The organism is Delftia sp. K82 (assembly GCF_002193035.1).
Lineage (GTDB): Bacteria > Pseudomonadota > Gammaproteobacteria > Burkholderiales > Burkholderiaceae_C > Comamonas > Comamonas acidovorans.
Genome location: NZ_MYFL01000004.1, coordinates 297309 through 318033, shown reverse-complemented (window position 1 = coordinate 318033; position 20725 = coordinate 297309). Strand labels below are relative to the sequence as shown.

The following is a 20725-nucleotide window of genomic DNA, read 5'->3' as shown; positions in this document are numbered from 1 at the left end:
CCTGCGCCTACACGCGGGAAACCGGCCGGTGCTTGCCGCCTGCAGGCAGGCCTGGGATAGTTGCGCAAGCGTCCGGCCGCCTCCTTCTTCTTCTGGCTGGACATGGACCATCGAGAGGAACCCATGTTTCAAGATCACTTTGGGGGCAAGGCCCTTGTTGCACTGGCACTGGGTGCGGGACTGGCAGGCTGCGGCGGCGGGGGCGGCGGCTCCACGCCGGGCGACTCCATCACGACACAGCTGAGCCCTGCCTGCACGGGCGCCTCGTGCGGCGCGACCGACGCCACCACCTATTCCGGCCAGGGCGTCGGCGTCTGGAGCTACACCAACGCCACCGCCGCAGAGCAGCCCGTTGCCGTAGGCCTGCGCAATCTGGGCACCCGGCCCGTGACGCTGATCTATACCAACACCGGCGATGCCGCCGTGGCCCTGCCGCCCATCACGCTCACGCCGCCAGCCGCAGCGGCGCAGGGCATTGCGGCGCAACAGTCGCTGAGCGCTGCGCAGCTGGTCAACCAGATCCCCCAGCGCGTACGTGACTTCAAGCCGAGCCTGCCCGCCCCGGTTGCAGGGCAGAGCGTGCAGCCCTCGCGCGCTGTGTCGGCGGCCGTGCTGCCCGTGGGCAGCCAGCGCAGCTGGTTCGTCAACACGGAAAGCCCCACGGTCGAGACGCGCAGCGCCACGCTGCGGCGCCAGACCACGGCGCCCACGCCCACGGGCACCCGCACCATCAACCTGTGGCTGGAAGACAGCGAGTACGGCGGCGCCAAGGTCAGCGACGCCCTGCTGGACACCGTGATACAGCGCTTTTCCAGCGGGCCGGATTCCGTGCACGCCCTGGTCACGGGGCTGGCAGGCCAGCCCTGGGGGCCCCAGGCCCACAGCGAGCTGATCTCGGCCGACCAGCCGATCGACATCGTGTTCGTGAACTTCACGCCCGACAGCCAGCCCTACGGCCTGCTGGGCTACTTCTGGGCCGTGAACAACTTCAAGCGCACGGCCGGCAACTCGCAGTTCCAGTACAGCAACGAATCGCTGTCGTTCTACATGGACACGGAAACGCTGTACCTGGGCGGCGCCAACGGGCTGACCACGCAGATCAGCACGCTGTCGCACGAGTTCATCCACATGATCAACTTCTACCAGCGCGGCGCGCTCAAGGGTTCGGACTACATGTTCGACACCTTTCTTGAAGAGATGTCGGCCCTGATGTCCGAAGACATCCTGGCCGAAAGACTCACACCCGGCACCAATCCCATGCGTGACGGCCGCATTACCGGCTGGATGTCCAAGCCCGGCTTCAACTGCGACCTGGCCAGCTGGGCCTCGGATGTCAACGCCACCTGCTTCGGCTACAACGTCACGGGCAGCCTGGGCGCCTATCTGCTGCGCCAGCACGGCGTGGGCTTCTACCAGCAGATGCTGAGGAACACCTCCTCGCCCGACTCGCTGCAGGTGCTAGGCAACGCCATTGCACAGGCCGGTGGCCCCTCGTTGCCCGTCACGCTGCAGCGATGGGGTGCCAACATCGCCCTGCTGCCTTCCAGCGGCCCGGCCGGCTACGGCTGGCCCGCACGCACGGACCAGGGCTTCACCCTGGTAGGCATCGACGGCCAGCGCTATGCGGCTGCACGCCGCCTGCCCGCCACCGTGCCGGCCCAGCTCGCGGCGCGCGGCCACTTCCCCTTCGTACGCCAGCCGGACGCCCAGGGCCTGTACCAGGAGCAGTTGCGCGTTCCCGCCGGCACCACCCTCACCGCCATCGTGCAATGACCGCCATGACCCAGACATCCCATACCGCAGTCGCCCGGGCCCTGCCCCTGCTGCTGGCCGGCAGCCTGTCGCTGCTGGCCACGGCCTGCGTCGCGCCACCTCCACCTCCTGCAACCGCACCGGCGCCCGCTTCGGCATCGGCCGCGCCCGCCGCGCCGGATGCCGGCCAGCCCCTGACCCTGCAAGGCCGTCTGGTGCTGCGCGGCAATGCGCCCCATGAGCAGCCCGTGCTCCAGACTGCCTCCGGCGAGACCTGGCAGCTCAAGGGCCTGAGCGCCGAGCAGGTCACGCAGTGGCAGCGGCAGAACGTGGAGGTCCGGGGCCAGCCCGACCCCAGGCCCGCCGCTGGCGCCGCGCCTTCGATGGCGCCGCCGCAACTGCAGGTGCAGTCCATTCGCGCCCAGCCCTGACCTTCCCCGCTCACCCACCGCTCAAGCCATGGACGCCTTCAACCCTTTCTCCAGCCGCGATGCGGCCGTGCAAAAGCTCTGGGAGCAGTGGCAGCCGCGCTCCGCCAAGTCCGACAAGGACAAGCCCATCGCCCTGGCCGACTTCGACCCCGGCGCCAAGCCCTTTTCCAACGGCAACGGCAAGACCGAGGACAAGGCCGCCGTCGAGGCCCTGGCCGAAGAGATCGACGCGCTGCAGAACCTGCTGTACGCCGACCGCCGCTACAAGCTGCTGGTCGTGCTGCAGGGCACGGACACGGCAGGCAAGGACGGCACCATCCGTGGCGTCTTCGGCCGCACCAGCGCCCTGGGCATGAACGCCGTGGGCTGGAAGGCGCCAACCGATGCAGAGCGCGCGCACGACTACCTGTGGCGCATCCACCAGCGCGTGCCGGGCGCAGGCGAGATCACGGTCTTCAACCGCAGCCACTATGAGGATGTGCTGGTGCCCGTGGTCAACGGCTGGATCACGCCCGAGCAGCAGCGCCAGCGCTTTGCCCACATCAACGACTTCGAGCGCATGCTCAGCGAGACGGGCACCGTGGTCGTCAAGTTCCTGCTGCACATCAGCGCCGACGAGCAGCGCGCGCGCCTGCAGGAGCGCCTGGACGACCCGGCCAAGCACTGGAAGTTCGACGAGAACGACATGAAGGTGCGCACGCAGTGGAAGGAATACCAGCAGGCCTACGGCCAGTTGCTGGGTGCCACGCACACGCCTTGGGCGCCCTGGACCATCGTGCCCGCGGATTCCAAGACGCACCGCAACCTCATGATCGCCACCTTGCTGCGCGAGGTGATGCGCAACCTGGACCTGCGCTTTCCCGAGGGCGATCCGGCCCTCAAGGACTACAAGATCACCTGATCACTCGATGGCCTGCCTGAAGCCTCACAGCTGCAGGCGGGCCTCGGCGATGCCGTCCAGCTCGGCCACCACCAGGTCACCGGCCTCGGCAAAGGCCAGGCCATTCCACGTGCCCGTAGTCACCACCGTGCCTGCGGGCACGCTGCCATAGCGGCGCACCAGCTCCTGCAGCCAGCCGGCCAGCAGCCACAGCGGATCGCCCAGCGGATGCGTTCCGGTGAACGTCTGCAGCGGCGCCGCGCCCACGCGCAGCCGGCAGACCTGGGCAGACCAGTCCCGCGGCGACTCGCGTGGCAGTAGCCGCGAAGCGTCCTGCCAAGGTCCCAGTACCAGGGCGCCATGGCACAGGCCGTCGGCGGCCAGCAGCAGCGGCGGCGCCTTCAGGTGCTGGCGCCAGCGCGTATCCACCACCTCGATGGCGGCGGTGATGCCGTCGATCAGCTCCAGGCCCTCACCGGGCTGCAGGGCGGCGGCCATCTCGGCCGTCACCTCGCGGCCCAGGCGCAGGGCGATCTCGGCTTCGATGCCGCGCAGGTGCAGCGGCGCGCCACCGGCCACCGAAGGACTGGCCCAGACGCCTTCTTCGGGCAGCGGCGCATGGGTCAGCGGGGCATCGCGGCGCGGCGCGCCAGACTTCCAATAGCCTGGAACGCGGCCCGGCCCCTGCTGGCTGCCGGCCACGCGCCAGCCCAGGGCTGGCGCCATGGCGGCCTGCACGGCCTGTGCATCTGCGGGCGTGCGCACCACGTCGGCCCAATCGTCGGCGTCCAGCAATTCGCCGCTGTGGCGTGCCTGGAGCAGCGCATGGGCCAAGGCTGTGGGAGTGCGGGGCGTGTTCGTCATGGAGCGGCTTTCCTGGAGTGCATCGGTGGGTCTCAAGCGGCCCCGATTGTCCGCTGGACAAGGCGCTCCCAGGGTTATGCATTAAATGCATAAGGCTCTCGCTCATAAGGCGTTGGACAGCGCATAGCCCCGGGAATAAGCTCAAAACCCTCAGACAACTCTTGTGTGGAACCACCATGCAGCAACCCGCTTCGGCCGGCGTTACCAACCACGCCATCCCTTCCTACCTGCAGGCCGATCACCTCGGCCCCTGGGGCAACTACCTGCAGCAGGTCGATCGCGTCACGCCCTACCTGGGCCATCTCGCCCGCTGGGTCGAAACCCTCAAGCGCCCCAAGCGCATCCTGATCGTCGATGTGCCGATCGAGCTGGACAACGGCACCATCGCCCACTACGAAGGCTACCGCGTGCAGCACAACCTGAGCCGCGGTCCCGGCAAGGGCGGCGTGCGTTTCCACCAGGACGTGACCCTGTCCGAAGTCATGGCCCTGTCGGCCTGGATGTCGGTCAAGAACGCGGCCGTCAACGTGCCCTACGGCGGCGCCAAGGGCGGCATCCGTGTCGATCCCAAGACGCTGTCGCGCGGTGAGCTGGAGCGCCTGACGCGCCGCTACACCAGCGAGATCGGCCTGCTGATCGGCCCCTCCAAGGACATCCCCGCGCCTGACGTCAACACCAATGGCCAGATCATGGCCTGGATGATGGACACGTACTCCATGAACACCGGCGCCACCGCCACCGGCGTGGTCACGGGCAAGCCCGTGGACCTGGGCGGCTCGCTGGGCCGCGTCGAGGCCACCGGCCGCGGCGTGTTCACCGTGGGCGTGGAAGCGGCCAAGCTGACCGGCCTGTCGGTCCAGGGTGCGCGCATCGCCGTGCAGGGCTTCGGCAACGTGGGCGGCACGGCGGGCAAGCTGTTCGCCGACGTGGGCGCCAAGGTCGTGGCCGTGCAGGACCACACCGGCACCATCCACAACGCCAACGGCCTGGACGTGCCGGCCCTGCTGGCACACGTGGCCGCCAAGGGCGGCGTGGGCGGCTTTGACGGCGCCGAGGCCATGGACGCTGCCGACTTCTGGAGCGTGGACTGCGACATCCTGATCCCCGCCGCACTGGAAGGCCAGATCACCAAGGACAACGCCGGCAAGATCAAGGCCAAGATGGTGATCGAGGGCGCCAACGGCCCCACCACCACCGAGGCCGACGACATCCTGACCGAAAAGGGCGTGCTGGTGCTGCCCGACGTGCTGGCCAATGCCGGCGGCGTGACGGTGAGCTACTTCGAATGGGTGCAGGACTTCTCCAGCTTCTTCTGGAGCGAGGACGAGATCAACGCCCGCCTGGTGCGCATCATGCAGGACGCCTTCGCGGCCATCTGGCAGGTCGCCCAGCAGCACGGCGTGACGCTGCGCACCGCCACCTTCATCGTGGCCTGCCAGCGCATCCTGCATGCGCGCGAAATGCGGGGTTTGTATCCCTGACCCCCTGAGGCGCTGACGCGCCTTCCCCCTCTCTACCCGCTCCGCGGGGGAGGGGGACGACACCCTCGCTGCGGGGCGGCCCTTGCTCGGTGTCCCTGACTTGGGCCGCGCCAGTTTCATGCGCTGTGCATTCTGCGAAAAAGAAAAGGCGCTTCGGCGCCTTTTTTCTTGTTGCCGCCTTTTCGGCAACGGGTTAGCACGCGTTCCAGTGGGCCTAAGCGCGGGTTTCCGAATGGCGAAGCGGATCTCCAGTCAAACCCTGGTGCCCTGGGGCCCAGGGTTTTCTATCGTTGCGGGCAGTGAACTGGAGACTGCCCATGACCGTCCGCCGCAGCCTGCTGGCCTTGCTGGCCGCTTTGCCTTTTTTCTCCCTGGCTCCTGCCGCCGCGCTGGCGGCGGCCTGGCCTGAACGCCCCATCACCATCGTCGTGCCGGCCGCCGCTGGCGGCACCACGGACATTGCCGCGCGCGTGCTGGCCGAGAAGATGGGCAAGGACCTGGGCACCTCGGTGGTGGTGGAGAACAAGGGCGGTGGCGGCGGCAGCATCGGCACGGCCCAGGTGGCGCGCGCCAGGCCCGATGGCTACACGCTGCTCATGGGCAACATCGGCCCGGTGGCCATCAATTTCAGCCTGTACAAGCAGCTCAGCTACAAGGAAAGCGATCTGCGCGGCATCACCAATGTGATCTCCGTGCCCAACATCCTCGTAGTCCATGCCGATTCGCCCGTGCGCAGCGTGCGCGAGCTGGTGGAGCTGGCCAGGACCCGGCGCCTGAACGTGTCCACGTCGGGCGTGGGCCAGTCGCCGCACATGTCCTCGGAGATGTTCCGCCAGAAGGCCGGCATCGAGGTCACGCTCGTGCCCTTTCCCGGGGCCGCGCCTGCGGTCACGGCGCTGCTGGGCCAGCAGGTGGACTACATGATCGACAACCTGCCCAGCTCCATGCCACACATCAGGAGCGGCAAGTTCCACGCGCTGGCCATCACCAGCGCCACGCGCTCGGCCCAGTTGCCCGAGGTGCCCACCATGACCGAGGCCGGCGTGCCGATGCAGGTCACGGCCTGGTTCGGGCTGCTGGCACCGGCCGGCACGCCCGATGCCGTGGTCGGCCGCATCCAGGAATCTGCGCGGCGCGCCATGCAGACGGCCGAAGTGCGCCAGCGCTTTGCCGACCTGGGCGGCGTGCCCGGTGGCGAGACACCGGCCGAGTACGACGCCTTCATCGCCCAGGAACGCAAGAGCTGGGCCCAGATCGTCAAGGCCGCAGGCCTGTCGCTGGAATAGTTCTCCCCTCCCGTCCGTCCCCCTCCCATGCAAGAAGACATCGCCGCCCTGCTGCGCCAGCCCTTTGGCTCGCTGCCCGAACTCGTCGCGCTGCAGGCCAGCCAGCGCCCCCGCCACACCGCCCTGGCCATGGACGGCCGCAGCCTCGACTACGCCGCGCTGCGCCTGGGCATGGACCGCGTGGCCCTGCGCCTGCAACGCCAGGGCCTGGGCCCCGGCGACGTGGTGGCCATCTGCGCAGGCAGCTCGCCCGAGTACGTGCTGGCCTTCCTGGGTGCGTTGCGCGCGGGCGTGGCCGTGGCGCCTCTGGCCCCGTCGGCCACGGCCGGCCACCTGAGCGCCATGCTGGACAACTGCGGCGCCCGGCTGGTGCTGCGCGATGCGGACACCGCCGCGCAATGGCCGCTGCAGGCTAGGCAGGATCTGCAATGCGTGGCTCTGGATGGCGCTGTCGAAGCCGGCATGCCGTGGTCGCAATGGCTGGCTGCGGACGAAGCGGACCATGGCACGGCACCCACGCCCATCCACCCCCAGCCCGACTGGCCCTTCAACGTCATCTACTCCTCGGGCACCACGGGCGTGCCCAAGGGCATCGTCCAGTCCTGGGCCATGCGCTGGGCCCACGTGCAGCGCGCCATCCACAACGGCTACGGGCCCGATGCCGTCTCGCTGTGCGCCACGCCGCTGTACTCCAACACCACCCTGGTCGCGGCCCTGCCCACGCTGGGGCTGGGCGGCACCCTGGTGCTGATGCGCAAGTTCGACGCGGCGCAATACCTGGAACTGGCCGAGCGCCACCGTGCCACCCACACCATGCTCGTGCCCGTGCAGTACCAGCGGCTGATGCAGTGCCCGGGGTTCGACGGCGCCGACCTGAGCCGCCTATGGCACAAGTTCTGCACCAGCGCACCGTTCCATCCCGCGCTCAAGGCCGAGGTGCTGCGCCGCTGGCCCGGACGGCTCATCGAGTACTACGGCATGACCGAGGGAGGCGTGCGCTGCGAGCTGCACTGCCATGACTTCCCCGACAAGCTGCACACCGTGGGCAGGCCGGGGCCGGGCGCCGACATCCGCTTCATCGATGAGCAGGGCCGCGAACTGCCGCCCGGCGAGCAGGGCGAGATCGTGGGCCGCTCGGCCGGGATGATGAGCGGCTACCACCGCCTGCCCGACAAGACGCAGGAGGCCGAATGGTTCGATGCCCAGGGCCTGCGCTTCATCCGCAGCGGCGACGTGGGCCGCCTGGACGAGGACGGCTTCATCGTGCTGGGCGACCGCAAGAAGGACATGATCATCACGGGCGGCTTCAACGTCTACCCGAGCGACATCGAGTCCGTGCTGCTGCAGCACCCGCAGGTGGCCGAATGCGCGGTGATCGGCGTGCCCTCCGATGCATGGGGCGAGACCCCCGTGGCCTACGCCGTGGCGCGCCCCGATGCCACGCCCTCGGCCGCCGAGCTGCGCGAATGGCTCAACGCCCGCGTGGGCAAGACCCAGCGCGTGGCCGAGCTGCGGCTGGCCGCCAGCCTGCCGCGCAGCGAGATCGGCAAAGTGCTCAAGCGCGCGCTGCGCGAGCAGTACCAGGCCGGCGCCCTGTCCTCTTCATGAAACGGAGTCCCCCAATGCCCATGCCCATGCCCATGCACCCACTCCCGCGCCGCCGCCTGCTGTCCTGCCTGGCCCTGGCGACCTGCGCCCTGCTGGCCCCGGCCGCCCATGCTGCCGAGGCCTGGCCTGCCAAGCCCATACAGCTGGTCATTCCCTATCCACCCGGCGGCAGTGCCGACCTCCTGGGCCGCCCGCTGGCCGTGCAACTGCAGCAGCAGCTGGGCCAGCCCGTGGTGCTGGAATACAAGCCCGGCGCAGGCGGCACGCTGGCCTCGCAATACGTGGCACGCGCCAGGCCCGATGGCTACACCGTGCTCATGGTGCTGGCCGCCCATGCCATCAACGACAGCCTCTATCCCAAGCTGCCCTACGACACCCGCCGCGACTTCGCGCCCGTGTCCCTGGTGGCCAACCTGCCCATGGTGGTTGCGGCCAGCAGCAAGCTGCCGGCAAAGAACATCCAGGAACTCATCCAGGCCGCCAAGGCCAACCCCGGCAGGCTCACCTTCGGCTCGGCAGGCAACGGCAACACGGGGCATCTTGCGGCCGAGTACTTCGGCTCCATGGCAGGCGTGCGCATGACCCATGTGCCTTACAAGGGCAGCGCGGGCGTGGTCAACGCCATGCTGGCCGGCGACATCGACCTGACCTTCGACAGCATCTCCACCTCCATGCCCCACATCCGCAGCGGGCGCATGCACGCGCTGGCCGTCACCAGCCCGCAGCGCTCGGCGCTGGCGCCCGAGGTGGCCACCATCCAGGAGCAGGGCATCGCAGGCTTCGACGTGACCGGCTGGTACGCCGTCATCGCGCCGGCCGGCACGCCCGCCGAAGCCACCCAGCGCCTGAGCCGCGAGATCGCCTCCGCCCTGCGCCAGCCCGCGCTGCAGGCCCAGCTGGCCGCCGGCGGCTATGAGCCCGTGGGCTCCACGCCCGAGGCGCTGCAGGCGCATATCGACAAGGAAATCACGCGCTGGGCCACTGTCGTCAAATCGACAGGTGCACGTGTGGATTGAGTCATGCCGATGCGATGATTGCCCGCATGAACACACCCATCAAAGAACACCCGGCCAACCCCTTCGAAGGCGAGGCGCCCGGCATCCTCTTCGGCCTGCCCATGCCCATGGCCCGCGCCATGAAGCTCAGCGGTGAACGCATCGGCGAGGACCGCGCCCAGATCCGCATGGGCTTTCAACCGGACCAGGCCAACAGCCGCGGCGACGTGCACGGCGGCGCCATCGCCTCGCTGCTGGACTGCGCCCTGGCCTCGGCCTGCCGCTCGCACGACCCCACGGCCTTCGGCGTGGCCACCATCGATCTCACGCTGCACTACGTCTCGGCCGGCAGCGGTGATCTCATCGCCACCGCCCACTGCGAGCGACGCGGCCGCTCCATCAGCTTCGCGCGCGGCGAAGTGCGCTCCGAGGACGGCACCCTGGTGGCCCTGGCCACGGGGACGTTCAAGCTGATGGCGCGCAGCCCGGCACAGGCCTGAGCGCAGGGCACGCGCGGCGCCGGATGGCGCCGGACGGCACTTGCGTGCCGCCGCGTCGTCAGAGCCGCTTTTCCTTGGCCTCGATCAGCTTTTGCATCAGTTCGCAGACCTGCCTGGCCTGCTCCTGCGTGATGTCGATGTTCTCGATCACCGAGCGCTTGAACTGGATGCCGTTGACTGCGCCGCTGTTCTCGATGAAGCCCAGCGTCAGGGTGCGGTTCAGGAAGTAGATGACGGCGGCGATGCCCCAGCCGATCAGCATGACCACCAGGCCTGCAAAAAAGCTCTGGGCCATCATGGACCCGCCCATGAACAGCGACAGGGCACCGATGCCCAGCGCCGTCTTCCAGGGCTTGTGATAGCCGTAGTAGGTGGAGCAGATGCCCTGCAGCGGGATCAGGCGCGACTGGGTGCCCGACAGCGAGGCGCTGCTGAACTCCAGGCGCTCGCTGCCCACGCGGATGGTGGTGGTGGGATCGATGTTGACCTTGGACAGGATCCAGGCGACCAGGCCGCCTTCGCGGCCTGTGATGGCAATGTGGTTGCCCTTGTCGTCTATGGGTTGCTCGCTGGCCTTCCAGGCCTTGATGACCAATGCACTCACGGTAATACCCTCTCTTGAATGTTTGAGAAACCACGGGCTGTCCCGTCATGGCATTGCACCACCGGGGCAGCCTGAGGAGGGGCGATTACAGCACAGGGCATGAGTGCAGCCTTGGGCAACCAAGGCCGCTGTGCGCCATCAACCGGGTTGCACCCCCGCCGACTGCAGCAGCCGCCCCCAGACCGGAGCCTCCTGCGCCCAGGCCTTGCCGAAGCGCTGGGGCGTGTCGTCATCCACGGGCACGAAGCCGGCCGCGATGATGCGGGCCGTGCCTTCGCGGCTGGCCACGGCGCGGTTGGAGATCTCGCCCCATTGCCGCGTGAGGTCGGCCGGCAGGCCCTTGGGGCCGGCAATGGCCAGCCAGCCGGACAGTTCCATGGCCTCGTGGCGGTAGCCGGCCTCGGCAAAGGTGGGCACCTCGGGCAGCAGGGGCACGCGGCGCGTGCCGGTGACGGCCAGGGCGCGCAGCTTGCCTGCATCGATGTGGGGCTTGAGCGTGAGCAGGCTGCCCATGCCGATGGGGATGCGTCCGCCCAGCATGTCCTGCACCATCAGCGCCTCGCCCCGGTAGGCCGCATGCGCCATGCCGGCACCGGCCATGTCGCTGAGCACGGCGCAGGCCAGGTGGCCGTGCGAGCCTATGCCGTAGGAGCCATATGAGAGCTTGCCCGCGTTGGCCTGGGCCCAGGCCATGAATTCGCGCAGGTTGGTGGCGGGCACGTCGGCCGTGACCACCAGGGCGATGGGCGCCATGCACACGCGCGACAGGGGCGTGAGGTCGGTCAGCGGGTCGTAGGCGGTCTTCTTGTAGAGGTATTTGTTGGTGAGCATGGTGGAGGTGGTGCCCAGCAGCAGGGTGAGCCCGTCGGGCGCGGAGCGGACCACCATCTCGCCGCCGATCAGTCCGGCCGCGCCGGGCTTGTTGTCCACCACCACGGTCTGGCCCAGCTGCTGGGCCATGCGCTCGCCCAGGATGCGCGCAATCACGTCGGTGGCGCCGCCCGCCGCAAAGGGCACGACGATACGCACGGGCCGCGTGGCAAAACCGGCCTGCGCCAGCACGCTGGCGGGCACTGCCGCCGCGGCGCCGGCCGCCAGGGCCAGCGCCTGGCGCCGATTCAATCGGTTGTTCAGTCGGTCATTCAGACGATCATTCAATTGGCCGTTGAATCCGCTGTTCGATGCCGTCCCCGAGATCACTGCCATCACACGCTCCTTTGCCTGGGTGCCTCCATGGGTGGAGATACCGGATCAAGAAACCGCCGTCTCGAAATCAATCGAGTTGGCCAAGCGTATTCGAGGCAAATGGATTCACCATCAGGGAAATCATTGGACTGCTCGCACCAGAATCAGAAAACTCTGAGTGCAAAACGGCCTTTCAGTCTCATTTTGATCAAGATCGTGCTGCAGATCTCTGTTGCGCCCAGGCATGGCGCAGCAGCACCTGTTCGGCCTGCTTGAGCACGGGCGCATCGACCATGCGGCCGTCCAGCACGCAGACGCCGCCTCCGGCCTCGGCCAGGGCTTGGCGCAGGCGCTGCGCGTGGGCCACGGCCGCTGCATCGGGGTCGAAGACGGCGTGCAGGGGCTGGACCTGGGCCGGGTGGATGCACAGCTTGCCGCCAAAGCCCATGCGCCGCGCGCGTGCCGCGTCCTGGGCCAGTCGCTCGGGGTTGCGCGTGTCCACCGTCACGCCGTCCACGGCCGCGCCAATGGCGGCGCGGCGCGAGGCCAGGACCAGGGCCATGCGCATGGGCAGCAGTTCTTCCTCGCCCTGGTCGCAGGCCATGCCCGCATCGACCTGGAAGTCCAGGTGGCCGAAGGCCAGGCGCACCACCTGGGGCGCGGCAGCCAGGGCGTCGGCCGCGTCCAGGCCGGCCACGCTTTCGATGAGGGGCAGCACGGCCGCCCGTGCGCCCGTGGCCTGGGCCACCGCATGCAGGGTCTGGGCGCGCTCGGCCTTGGAGACCATGGCGCCGGCCACGCCCTGCTCCACCAGCTGCGCCAGCGCGCGCAGGTCATCCGCATGCCAGGGCGTGCCTTCGGCGTTGATGCGCACCAGCAGGCGGGCACGGGCCGGGCCTTCCAGCGCACCCACGGCCTGGGCCAGCGCCTGGCGGGCGCCGTCCTTGTCGGCCGGGGCCACGGCGTCCTCCCAGTCGGCGATGACCATGTCGGCGCCGCTGTCCAGGGCCTTGCCCAGGCGCTCGGGCCGCGTGGCGGGGACGAAGAGAAAGGAAGTGGCCTGTCGCGCCAGATCGTGCATGCGGATGTCCTTGGGAGAGCGGTTTATTCGGCCGAGACGCCTGCGGCCTTGATGACCTTGTCCCAGCGCGCCACCTCGGCCTGCAGGTGGGTGCGCAGGCCTTCCGGCGTGGCCTTGTCGGGCGTGACCAGGTCGGAGCTGAGTTCGGCGATGCGTTTCTTGACGTTCTCGTCCTTGATGGCCACGTTCAGCGCCTTGTTGATGGCCATGACCACGTCCTTGGGCGTGCCCTTGGGCGCGTACATGCCGTGCCAGACCTTGACGTCGAAGCCCTTGAGGCCCTGCTCGTCCAGCGTGGGGATGTCGGGCAGCGAGGACAGGCGCTTGGGCGTGGTCACGCCGAAGACCTTGGCGCGCTGGCCATCCTTGATCACGGGCACGGTCTGCGTGGTCTGGTCGCACAGCAGGTCCACCTGGCCGCCCATGAGGTCGTTCATGGCCGGGCCTGCGCCCTTGTAGGGCACGGTGGTGAGCTTGACGCCCGCCTGGTGCATGAACAGCATGCCGCACAGCTGGGAGACGGCGCCGATGCCGGCATTGGCCAGCGAGACCTTCTCCTGGTTCTTCTTCACGTAGTCCAGCAGCTCGGCAAAGTTGTTGGCCGGGAAGTCCTTGCGCGACAGCAGGGTCATGGGCACGTCCAGCACCTGGCCGATGTACTCGAAGTCCTTGAGCGGGTCATAGGGCAGCTTCTTGTACAGCGCAGGCGCCGTGGCCATGCCCATGTGGTGGATGAGGATGGTGTAGCCGTCGGCCTTGGCCTTGGCCACGCGGTTGGGCGCAATGGTGCCGCCCGCTCCCACGGTGTTTTCGACCAGCACGCTCTGGCCCAGCACCTGGCCCATGGGCACGGCCAGCAGGCGCGCCACCACGTCGGTGGGGCCGCCAGCGCTGTAGGGCACGACGAGGACGACGGGCTTGTCGGGCCAGGCCGCAGCCAGGGCGCCGGTGGTCGTCCCGCCGGCGGCAAGGGCGCAGGCGGCGGCCGCTGCGTAAACGAGGCGGCGGCGGAAAGAAGTGGTGCGTTGCATGGTTTGTCTCCTGTGCACTTTGGTGGAAGCGGGAGGCGCTCTGTGGTGGCGCCTTTCCCATGGATTCGCCGGCCGGGGCCGGCGCGAAAACTCAGTCAAAAACTCAGTCAAGCAGGCGCTGCACGCGCGGCCAGTGCGCGATCTGCCACAGCCGCGCTACAGCGGCCTGGGCGGGATCGTCCTGCAGGGCACCGCCATAGGCGATCAGGCGCAGCGCCTTGGCCGTGATCTCCTCGCGCGACAGCGTGTTGCCCGGATCGCCCTTGGGCTCCTCGACACGGCCGTGCAGCGTGCGGCCATCGGTGGTGAGCACGGTGACCTTGCCGATCCAGCGCTGCGGGTAGGCGGCATCGACCTCGGGGTCCAGCACCATGCCCACCTTCTCGCGCAGGGCCACGGTGGTGGCGGCCAGGTATTCGTTGTCGAACTCGTCCAGGCCCGCATGGCCGTGGCGCGCGGCCAGCGCCAGCACCGTGCCCATGGAGAACTTGCTCTGGTGCACCGTGCCGGGATCGACCACGGGGCCCAGCACGTCGATGGCGCCCTGGTGCACGTGGCAGGTGACCTGCGCCAGGTCGGCGGGGGCCAGGCCGTGGTCCTGCATGACCTGCAGCAGCGCGTCGGCGGCCGGGTGCGTGTGGCGGCAGGAGGCATGCCATTTGAACGAGGTCTCGGCCGTGGCCCAGCGCGTGCCGATGCCGTCCGTGAGGCGCGTGGGATCGGCGTCCGTGGACATGCCTGCCGCCAGGCCCTGCGGCCCGGTGAAGATGTCCTGCGCACCGGTGAATCCGTCCCGGGCCAGATAGGCCGACATCAGGCCCGCAGCGGCCGCATGCGCCGTGTGCAGCTGCTTGCTGTCGGCGCCCGTGCGCAGGAACTCCCACAGCCCTGCCGACTGCGTGCCGGCCGAGCCGAAGGCATGCTGCATCTGCGCAGGCGTGAGGCCCAGCAGCCGGCCCACGGCGGCCGCGGCGGCCAGGGTGCCGGCCGTGGCCGTGGTGTGGAAGATGCGGTAGTGGCTGCGGCCCAGGAACTCGCCCACGCGGATGCCGACCTCATAGCCGGCCACGCAGGCGGCCATGAGCTCGGCGCCGCTGGCACCGATGCTCTGCGCCACGGCCAGCGCGGGCGGGAAGACCACGGCGGCGGGGTGGAAGACCGAGCCGTTGTGCACATCGTCCTGCTCGGCCACATGCGAGGCCGCGGCATTGGCCAGGGCCGCCATCATGGGCGAGGTGGTGTCGGCACTGCCCAGGATCTCGCTAGGCCCCTGCGCCGGTCCCTGGGACAGCGCAAAGCGCGTGATGCTCTGCACGGGACGCGCGCCCTGGCCTGCCAGCACGGAGCCGAACCAGTCCACCCAGAGGTCTTCGGCGCGCTGCTGAACGGCGGCGGGAACGTCGTCCCAGCGCAGCGAGGCAGCGAATTGGGCCAGCGGATGGATGCTCACTTGGGTGTCGTTTTTCATGGGTTGGGTCTCCGGCGCATTCTTGGGCATGCGCCCTGGTTTCAGGGGGCGGTTTTTCCCGGGGGCGGGCACAGGGCACTGATGCGCTCGGCGCTCCAGCCCAGCTCGGCCAGGATGGCGGCGCTGTGCTCGCCCACGGCTGGCACGGCCTCCATGCGGTAGTCGAAGGCGCTGTTGGCACCGGGAGGCAGCAGCGCCTGCACCGGGCCGGCCGGCGTGTCCACGCTGCACCAGCGCTGGCGTGCGGCCAGTTGGGGATGGGCCCACAGGCCGGCCATGTCGTTGACGCGCGCATTGGCAATGCCGGCCGCATCCAGCCGCTGCACCACCTGTGCGGCATCCAGCGCGTTGAACACGCCCAGGATCAGCGCACGCAGCTCCTCGCGGTTGGCGTTGCGGCGCGCATTGCTGTCAAAGCGCGCGTCTGCAGCCAGCGCGGGCTGCAGCAGCACCTGTTCGCAAAAGAGCTTCCACTCGCGTTCGTTTTGCAGGCCCAGCATCACCGTGCCGCCGTCACCGGCCTCGAACGGCCCGTAGGGATAGATGCTGGCGTGCGAGGCACCGGTGCGCGGCGGCGGCGGCGCGCCGTCGAAGGCGTAGTACATGGGGTAACCCATCCACTCGCCCAGCGCCTCCAGCATGGACACGTCGATGTGGCTGCCCTCGCCCGTGCGCCCGCGCAGCAGCAGGGCCGACAGGATGTTGGTGTAGGCATACATGCCGGCCGCGATGTCGGCCACCGAGATGCCGGCCTTGGACGGCACCTCGGGCGTGCCCGTGACCGAGAGAAAGCCCGCCTCGCTCTGGATCAGCAGGTCGTAGGCCTTCTTGTCGCGGTAGGGGCCGTCGGCGCCGTAGCCGCTGATGTCGCAGACGATGAGGCGCGGAAAGCGCTCGCGCAGCGCCGCATAGGACAGGCCCATGCGCGCAGCCGCGCCGGGCGCCAGGTTCTGCACCAGCACGTCGGCACCCTCCAGCAGCTGCAGCAGCGCCTGCATGGCCTCGTCCTGCTTGAGGTCCAGCGCCAGGCTCTGCTTGCTGCGGTTGATCCAGGTGAAGTGCGAGGACTGGCCCTGCACGCGCTGGTCATAGCCGCGCGCAAAGTCCCCGCTGCCGGGCCGCTCGACCTTGATCACGCGCGCGCCCAGGTCAGCCAGCTGGCGCGTGCAAAACGGTGCGGCCACCGCATGTTCCAGCGAGACGACGGTGGTGCCGTCCAGGGGCCTCAGGCGTTGCTGTGTCATGCGCAGTGCCTTCAGAAAGAACGCGGCAGACCGAGGATGTGCTCGGCCACGTAGGAATAGATCAGGTTCGTGGAGATCGGCGCCACCTGGTACAGGCGCGTCTCGCGGAACTTGCGCTCCACGTCGTATTCGCAGGCAAAGCCGAAGCCGCCGTGGAACTGGATGCAGGCATTGGCCGCCTCCCAGCTGGCCTTGGCCGCCAGGTACTTGGCCATGTTGGCCTGGGCGCCCATGGCCTGGTTGGCGTCGAACATCTCGCAGGCCTTCCAGCGCATGAGGTTGGCGGCCTCGACCTCGATGAAGGCATCGGCAATGGGGAACTGCACGCCCTGGTTCTGGCCGATGGGGCGGCCGAACACGTTGCGGTCGCGCACATAGTTGGTCACGCGGTCCAGGAACCAGTAGCCGTCGCCAATGCATTCGGCCGCAATCAGCGTGCGCTCGGCGTTGAGGCCGTCCAGGATGTACTTGAAGCCTTTGCCTTCCTCGCCGATCAGGTTCTCCTCGGGGATTTCCAGGTTCTCGAAGAACAGCTCGTTGGTCTCGTGGTTGACCATGTTGGGGATGGGGCGCACGGTCAGGCCGCTCTTTTGCGCCTCGGCCAGGTCCACCATGAAGATGGACATGCCCTCGCTCTTTTTCTTCACGTCGGCCAGCGGCGTGGTGCGCGCCAGCAGGATCATCCAGTCACTGTGCTGCACGCGGCTGATCCAGACCTTCTGGCCGTTGACCACGTAGCGGTCATCCTTCTTGACGGCGCTGGTCTTGATCTTGGTGGTGTCCGTGCCCGTGGTGGGCTCGGTCACGCCCATGGACTGCAGGCGCCATTCGCCCGAGGCGATGCGCGGCAGGTATTTCTCCTTTTGCGCCTGCGAGCCGTGGCGCAGCAGCGTGCCCATGTTGTACATCTGGCCATGGCAGGCGCCCGAGTTGCCGCCGCAGCGGTTGATCTCTTCCATGATCACGCTGGCCTCGGTCAGGCCCAGGCCCGAGCCGCCGTACTCCTGCGGAATCAGCGCGGCCAGCCAGCCGGCCTTGGTCAGCGCGTCCACGAAGGTCTCGGGATAGGCGCGCTGCTCGTCGATCTTGCGGAAATACTCGTCGGGGAATTCGGCGCACAGCGCACGGATGGCGTCGCGGATTTCGGGAAAATTGTTGGAAAGCGTGTGTTCGATCATGGTGGTCTCAAGGCTCGGTGTTCAGGGGTCTCAGGCCAGGGTGGCTTTTCCGGTCATGGTCAGCCAGCCCTCGTGGTCTTGCGCCCAGAGTTCGACGGTCTTGCCGTCCGCAGAAGGCTTGCCGTGCACGCTGAAGGCATGCAGGTCGAAGGTGGGGCGCACGGCCTTGAACTCGAAGGACAGCACGCGCGCCTGGGGCAGCTCGCGGCGCAGCAGGTCCAGCAGTAGCGTGGCGATCAGCGGGCCGTGCACGATCAGGCCCGGATAGCCTTCGACGCCCGTGACGTAGCGACGGTCGTAGTGGATGCGGTGGCCGTTGAAGGTCAGGGCCGAGTAGCGGAACAGCAGCACGTCGTCGGGAACGATGGTGCGCGACCAGGCTTGCTGGCCGTCCAGCGGCGGCTTCTGGGGCGTGGGCGCGGGATCGCCGGGCTGGGCAGCGGCGCGGTAGACGATGTCGTGCTCCTCGGTCAGCGCCAGGCCCTGGTCGTTGCTGTAGGCATGCCCGACCAGCACGAACAGCAGCTCGCCCGAGCGGCCGCTCTTGTGGCTGACCGAGCCGATGGTGGAGCGGCGCTGCACCTTCTGGCCCACCTGCAGCGCGTTGCCTGCCTCCCAGCGCAGGCGCCCGCCGGCCCACATGCGGCGCGGCAGCGGCACGGGCGGCAGAAAGCCGCCACGGCGCGGATGGCCGTCGGGGCCGATCTCGCTTTGGCGTGCATGGGGCAGGAAGTACATCCAGTGCCACAGCGGCGGCAGCGCCGTGCCGTCGGCGGGCTCAGGGTCTTCCCGGTCCAGCGTGGCCGACAGCGCGGCCACGGGCGCGGCCGTGATGCTGTCTGCCAGGGTTTCGCTGCGGCCCTGCCAGGACTGAAGATGCGCCAGCGCTGCGGCGTCGAGGGTGTCGGTAGCTTGCTTGTCTGTCATGGCCGCCATGGTCGGTGCAAGCGCGGCGGCCCGCAATCCGCGTTTTCTTAAGCAAGCCTTTGGCCGCGCTGAAGGCTGGGCCGGCGCGGCCTGTCCGCCGCTGCTTTCATTCCCGCGAAGTCCGCCCTTGTGATTGGCGAATGGCGCGGCCCGGCGTTTGCCGGCATCCTTGGTCCCGACTTCTTTCCAACGAACACTGAACGGGGACGACAGGCCATGGCGCAGAAAATGATGCAGGACAAGGTAGTGGTGGTGACGGGTGCCGGCGGCGGCATCGGGCGCGACATGGCGCTGGCCATGGCGGCCGAGGGCGCCAAGGTGGTGGTCAACGACATCGGCACCTCCACCACGGGCGAGGGCACGGACGCCGGCCCGGCGCAGAAGGTGGTCGATGAGATCAAGGCCGCAGGCGGCCAGGCCGTGGCCAACACCGACAGCGTGGCCGAGGCCGCCAGCGCGGGCCGCATCGTGCAGTGCGCCGTGGACAGCTTCGGCCGCATCGACGGCGTGGTCAACAACGCCGGCATCCTGCGCGACCGGTTCTTCCACAAGATGAGCCTGGACGAGTGGGACGCCGTCATCAAGGTCCACCTGTACGGCAGCTACTACATGAGCCGCGCGGCCGCCAACCATTTCAAGGAGCAGGAAAGCGGCGCCTTCGTGCACATGACCTCGACCTCGGGCCTGATCGGCAACCTGGGCCAGGCAAACTACAGCGCGGCCAAGCTGGGGCTGACGGCCCTGTCCAAGTCCATTGCGCTGGACATGCAGAAGTTCAATGTGCGCTCCAACTGCATCGCGCCGTTCGCCTGGAGCCGCATGATCGGCTCCATCCCCACCGACACGCCCGAGCAGCAGGCGCGCGTGGCCAAGATCCAGCAGATGACGCCCAACAAGATCGCCCCGCTGGCCGTCTACCTGCTGTCCGACGCGGCCAGCGACGTGAACGCCCAGGTCTTCGCCGTGCGCAACAACGAGATCTTCGTCATGAGCCAGCCGCGCCCGCTGCGCTCGGTGCACCGCAGCGAGGGCTGGTCGCCCCAGTTCATTGCCGAGCACGGCATGCCTGCGCTCAAGGCGTCGTTCGTGCCGCTGGACCGATCCGCCGACGTGTTCAGCTGGGATCCTGTCTAGAAAAGCACCCCCTGAGCGGCTGCGCCGCTTCCCCCTCTCTCGCTTCGCGGGAGGGGGCCGGCGCCCTCGCCGCGAGGCGGCTCTTGCTCGGCGCCCCTGGGTTGGGGTGCGCCGGTTTTGAAGGCTGTTGGTATTGCGCCAGCGCAATCAATTACCGAGATGACCCGTTCCATGACCATTCGCTACGACCACCTGAAACAGCGCCCCTTCGAGCCCGTGCGCCAGCACTATGGCGAACGCGACACCATGCTCTATGCATTGAGCCTGGGCCTGGGCAGCGATCCGCTGTGCGCCGACGCCCTGCCCTTTTTCTACGAAGGGGCGCCCGGCGGGCTGCGCGCCCTGCCCTCGCAGGCCGTGGTGCTGGGCTACCCGGGCTTCTGGGCGCGCGAGGCCGATACGGGCATCGACTGGGTGAAGCTGCTGCATGGCGAGCAGCGCATGCGGCTGCACCGCCCGCTGCCGGCCAGCGCCGACGTGGTGGGCCACAACCGCATCACGCATCTGACGGACAAGGGAGAGGGCAAGGGCGCCATCATGGTCACCGAGCGGCGCCTGGAGACCGCCGGCGGCGAGCTGCTGGCCACCGTGCAGCAGGTCAGCTTTCTGCGCGGCGATGGCGGCTACAGCCTGCTGGACGGCGGCCAGCCAAGCGACGCGCCCCTGGCGCCGCTGCGCCCCACGCCGGAGGACCGCGCGCCCGACTTCACCGACACCCAGGCCATACGCCCCGAGGCCGCGCTGCTGTACCGCCTGATGGGCGACTACAACCCGCTGCATGCCGACCCGGCCGTGGCGCGCAAGGCCGGCTTCGAGCGGCCCATCCTGCATGGCCTGGCCAGCTACGGCCTGGTGGCCCATGCCGTGCTGCGCCAATGCGGCGACCGCAATCCCGCGCGCCTGAAGGCGCTGGATGTGCGCTTCACCTCGCCCGTCTATCCCGGCGAAACCCTGGTCACCGAGATCTGGCGCACGCCCGACCAGCCCTGCCAGCTGCAACTGCGCGCCCGCGTGCTCGAACGTGACAAAGTGGTCCTGAGCCACGGCTACGCCGAACTCGCCTGATGCACGGCGGC

At 68.8% G+C, this 20725-nt stretch carries 19 protein-coding genes; 10 read left to right on the top strand and 9 right to left on the bottom strand.

Annotation, left to right across the window (positions count from 1 at the left end; all coding sequences use genetic code 11):
- Positions 1 to 123: 123 nt before the first annotated feature.
- Genes KDK82_RS24805 through KDK82_RS24795 form a run of 3 tightly spaced genes read left to right on the top strand, consistent with a single transcriptional unit; the run spans position 124 to position 3084 of the window.
- Entirely contained in the window at positions 124 to 1773 is a 1650-nt protein-coding gene (locus KDK82_RS24805) for a hemagglutinin (RefSeq protein ID WP_088166691.1), read from the top strand.
- 5 nt (positions 1774 to 1778) lie between these two features.
- Positions 1779 to 2183, top strand: coding sequence for a hypothetical protein (locus KDK82_RS24800; protein ID WP_256974548.1), 405 nt, complete (start codon positions 1779 to 1781; stop codon positions 2181 to 2183).
- 28 nt (positions 2184 to 2211) lie between these two features.
- Positions 2212 to 3084: a PPK2 family polyphosphate kinase gene (locus KDK82_RS24795; RefSeq protein ID WP_088166522.1), complete on the top strand. Its 873-nt coding sequence runs from the start codon at positions 2212 to 2214 to the stop codon at positions 3082 to 3084.
- 24 nt (positions 3085 to 3108) lie between these two features.
- Here the strand turns inward: KDK82_RS24795 and KDK82_RS24790 are convergent, their stop codons facing one another.
- The gene (locus KDK82_RS24790; RefSeq protein ID WP_088166521.1) at positions 3109 to 3927 is read right to left on the bottom strand and encodes a fumarylacetoacetate hydrolase family protein; all 819 of its coding nucleotides are present in this window, start codon (positions 3925 to 3927) and stop codon (positions 3109 to 3111) included.
- A 176-nt stretch (positions 3928 to 4103) separates the two neighbouring features.
- Between KDK82_RS24790 and KDK82_RS24785 the strand changes: the two genes are divergently transcribed.
- The 5 genes from KDK82_RS24785 (at position 4104) to KDK82_RS24765 (ending at position 9797) form a co-directional block, all read left to right on the top strand.
- On the top strand, positions 4104 to 5408 hold the full coding sequence (locus tag KDK82_RS24785) for a Glu/Leu/Phe/Val dehydrogenase (protein WP_013800098.1): 1305 nt from the start codon (positions 4104 to 4106) through the stop codon (positions 5406 to 5408).
- A gap of 317 nt (positions 5409 to 5725) precedes the next feature.
- Positions 5726 to 6694 carry a tripartite tricarboxylate transporter substrate binding protein gene (locus tag KDK82_RS24780; protein WP_088166520.1) on the top strand — a complete coding sequence of 323 codons (969 nt, stop codon included), beginning with the start codon at positions 5726 to 5728 and terminating at the stop codon, positions 6692 to 6694.
- A 27-nt stretch (positions 6695 to 6721) separates the two neighbouring features.
- Positions 6722 to 8302, top strand: a complete 1581-nt coding sequence (locus KDK82_RS24775; RefSeq protein ID WP_088166519.1) for a class I adenylate-forming enzyme family protein — start codon at positions 6722 to 6724, stop codon at positions 8300 to 8302.
- A gap of 26 nt (positions 8303 to 8328) precedes the next feature.
- Positions 8329 to 9318: a tripartite tricarboxylate transporter substrate binding protein gene (locus tag KDK82_RS24770; RefSeq protein WP_088166690.1), complete on the top strand. Its 990-nt coding sequence runs from the start codon at positions 8329 to 8331 to the stop codon at positions 9316 to 9318.
- A 26-nt stretch (positions 9319 to 9344) separates the two neighbouring features.
- Positions 9345 to 9797 carry a PaaI family thioesterase gene (locus KDK82_RS24765; RefSeq protein ID WP_013800094.1) on the top strand — a complete coding sequence of 151 codons (453 nt, stop codon included), beginning with the start codon at positions 9345 to 9347 and terminating at the stop codon, positions 9795 to 9797.
- A gap of 58 nt (positions 9798 to 9855) precedes the next feature.
- On the opposite strand, the gene KDK82_RS24760 is transcribed toward KDK82_RS24765, so the two are convergent.
- The 8 genes from KDK82_RS24760 to KDK82_RS24725 all read right to left on the bottom strand — a co-directional run bounded on the left by KDK82_RS24760 (position 9856) and on the right by KDK82_RS24725 (position 18524).
- Complete coding sequence (locus KDK82_RS24760) at positions 9856 to 10401, bottom strand: hypothetical protein (protein ID WP_012202143.1); 546 nt, start codon at positions 10399 to 10401, stop codon at positions 9856 to 9858.
- 138 nt (positions 10402 to 10539) lie between these two features.
- Positions 10540 to 11607, bottom strand: a complete 1068-nt coding sequence (locus tag KDK82_RS24755; protein WP_013800093.1) for a tripartite tricarboxylate transporter substrate binding protein — start codon at positions 11605 to 11607, stop codon at positions 10540 to 10542.
- Positions 11608 to 11794: 187 nt separating this feature from the next.
- Positions 11795 to 12667, bottom strand: a complete 873-nt coding sequence (locus tag KDK82_RS24750; RefSeq protein WP_088166518.1) for a CoA ester lyase — start codon at positions 12665 to 12667, stop codon at positions 11795 to 11797.
- Between the two features lie 23 nt (positions 12668 to 12690).
- Positions 12691 to 13698, bottom strand: a complete 1008-nt coding sequence (locus KDK82_RS24745; RefSeq protein WP_088166517.1) for a tripartite tricarboxylate transporter substrate-binding protein — start codon at positions 13696 to 13698, stop codon at positions 12691 to 12693.
- Between the two features lie 103 nt (positions 13699 to 13801).
- Positions 13802 to 15166, bottom strand: coding sequence for an MmgE/PrpD family protein (locus tag KDK82_RS24740; protein WP_012202139.1), 1365 nt, complete (start codon positions 15164 to 15166; stop codon positions 13802 to 13804).
- Between the two features lie 41 nt (positions 15167 to 15207).
- Complete coding sequence (locus KDK82_RS24735) at positions 15208 to 16410, bottom strand: CaiB/BaiF CoA-transferase family protein (protein ID WP_088166516.1); 1203 nt, start codon at positions 16408 to 16410, stop codon at positions 15208 to 15210.
- Positions 16411 to 16421: 11 nt separating this feature from the next.
- Positions 16422 to 17588: an acyl-CoA dehydrogenase family protein gene (locus KDK82_RS24730; RefSeq protein WP_088166515.1), complete on the bottom strand. Its 1167-nt coding sequence runs from the start codon at positions 17586 to 17588 to the stop codon at positions 16422 to 16424.
- A 30-nt stretch (positions 17589 to 17618) separates the two neighbouring features.
- Positions 17619 to 18524: a MaoC family dehydratase N-terminal domain-containing protein gene (locus KDK82_RS24725; protein WP_088166514.1), complete on the bottom strand. Its 906-nt coding sequence runs from the start codon at positions 18522 to 18524 to the stop codon at positions 17619 to 17621.
- Positions 18525 to 18731: 207 nt separating this feature from the next.
- Here KDK82_RS24725 and KDK82_RS24720 point away from each other — a divergent pair, with 207 nt between their 5' ends.
- Positions 18732 to 19649, top strand: a complete 918-nt coding sequence (locus KDK82_RS24720) for an SDR family NAD(P)-dependent oxidoreductase (RefSeq protein ID WP_016450244.1) — start codon at positions 18732 to 18734, stop codon at positions 19647 to 19649.
- Positions 19650 to 19820: 171 nt separating this feature from the next.
- Positions 19821 to 20714 carry a MaoC family dehydratase gene (locus KDK82_RS24715; protein WP_088166513.1) on the top strand — a complete coding sequence of 298 codons (894 nt, stop codon included), beginning with the start codon at positions 19821 to 19823 and terminating at the stop codon, positions 20712 to 20714.
- The last annotated feature ends 11 nt before the right edge of the window (positions 20715 to 20725 follow it).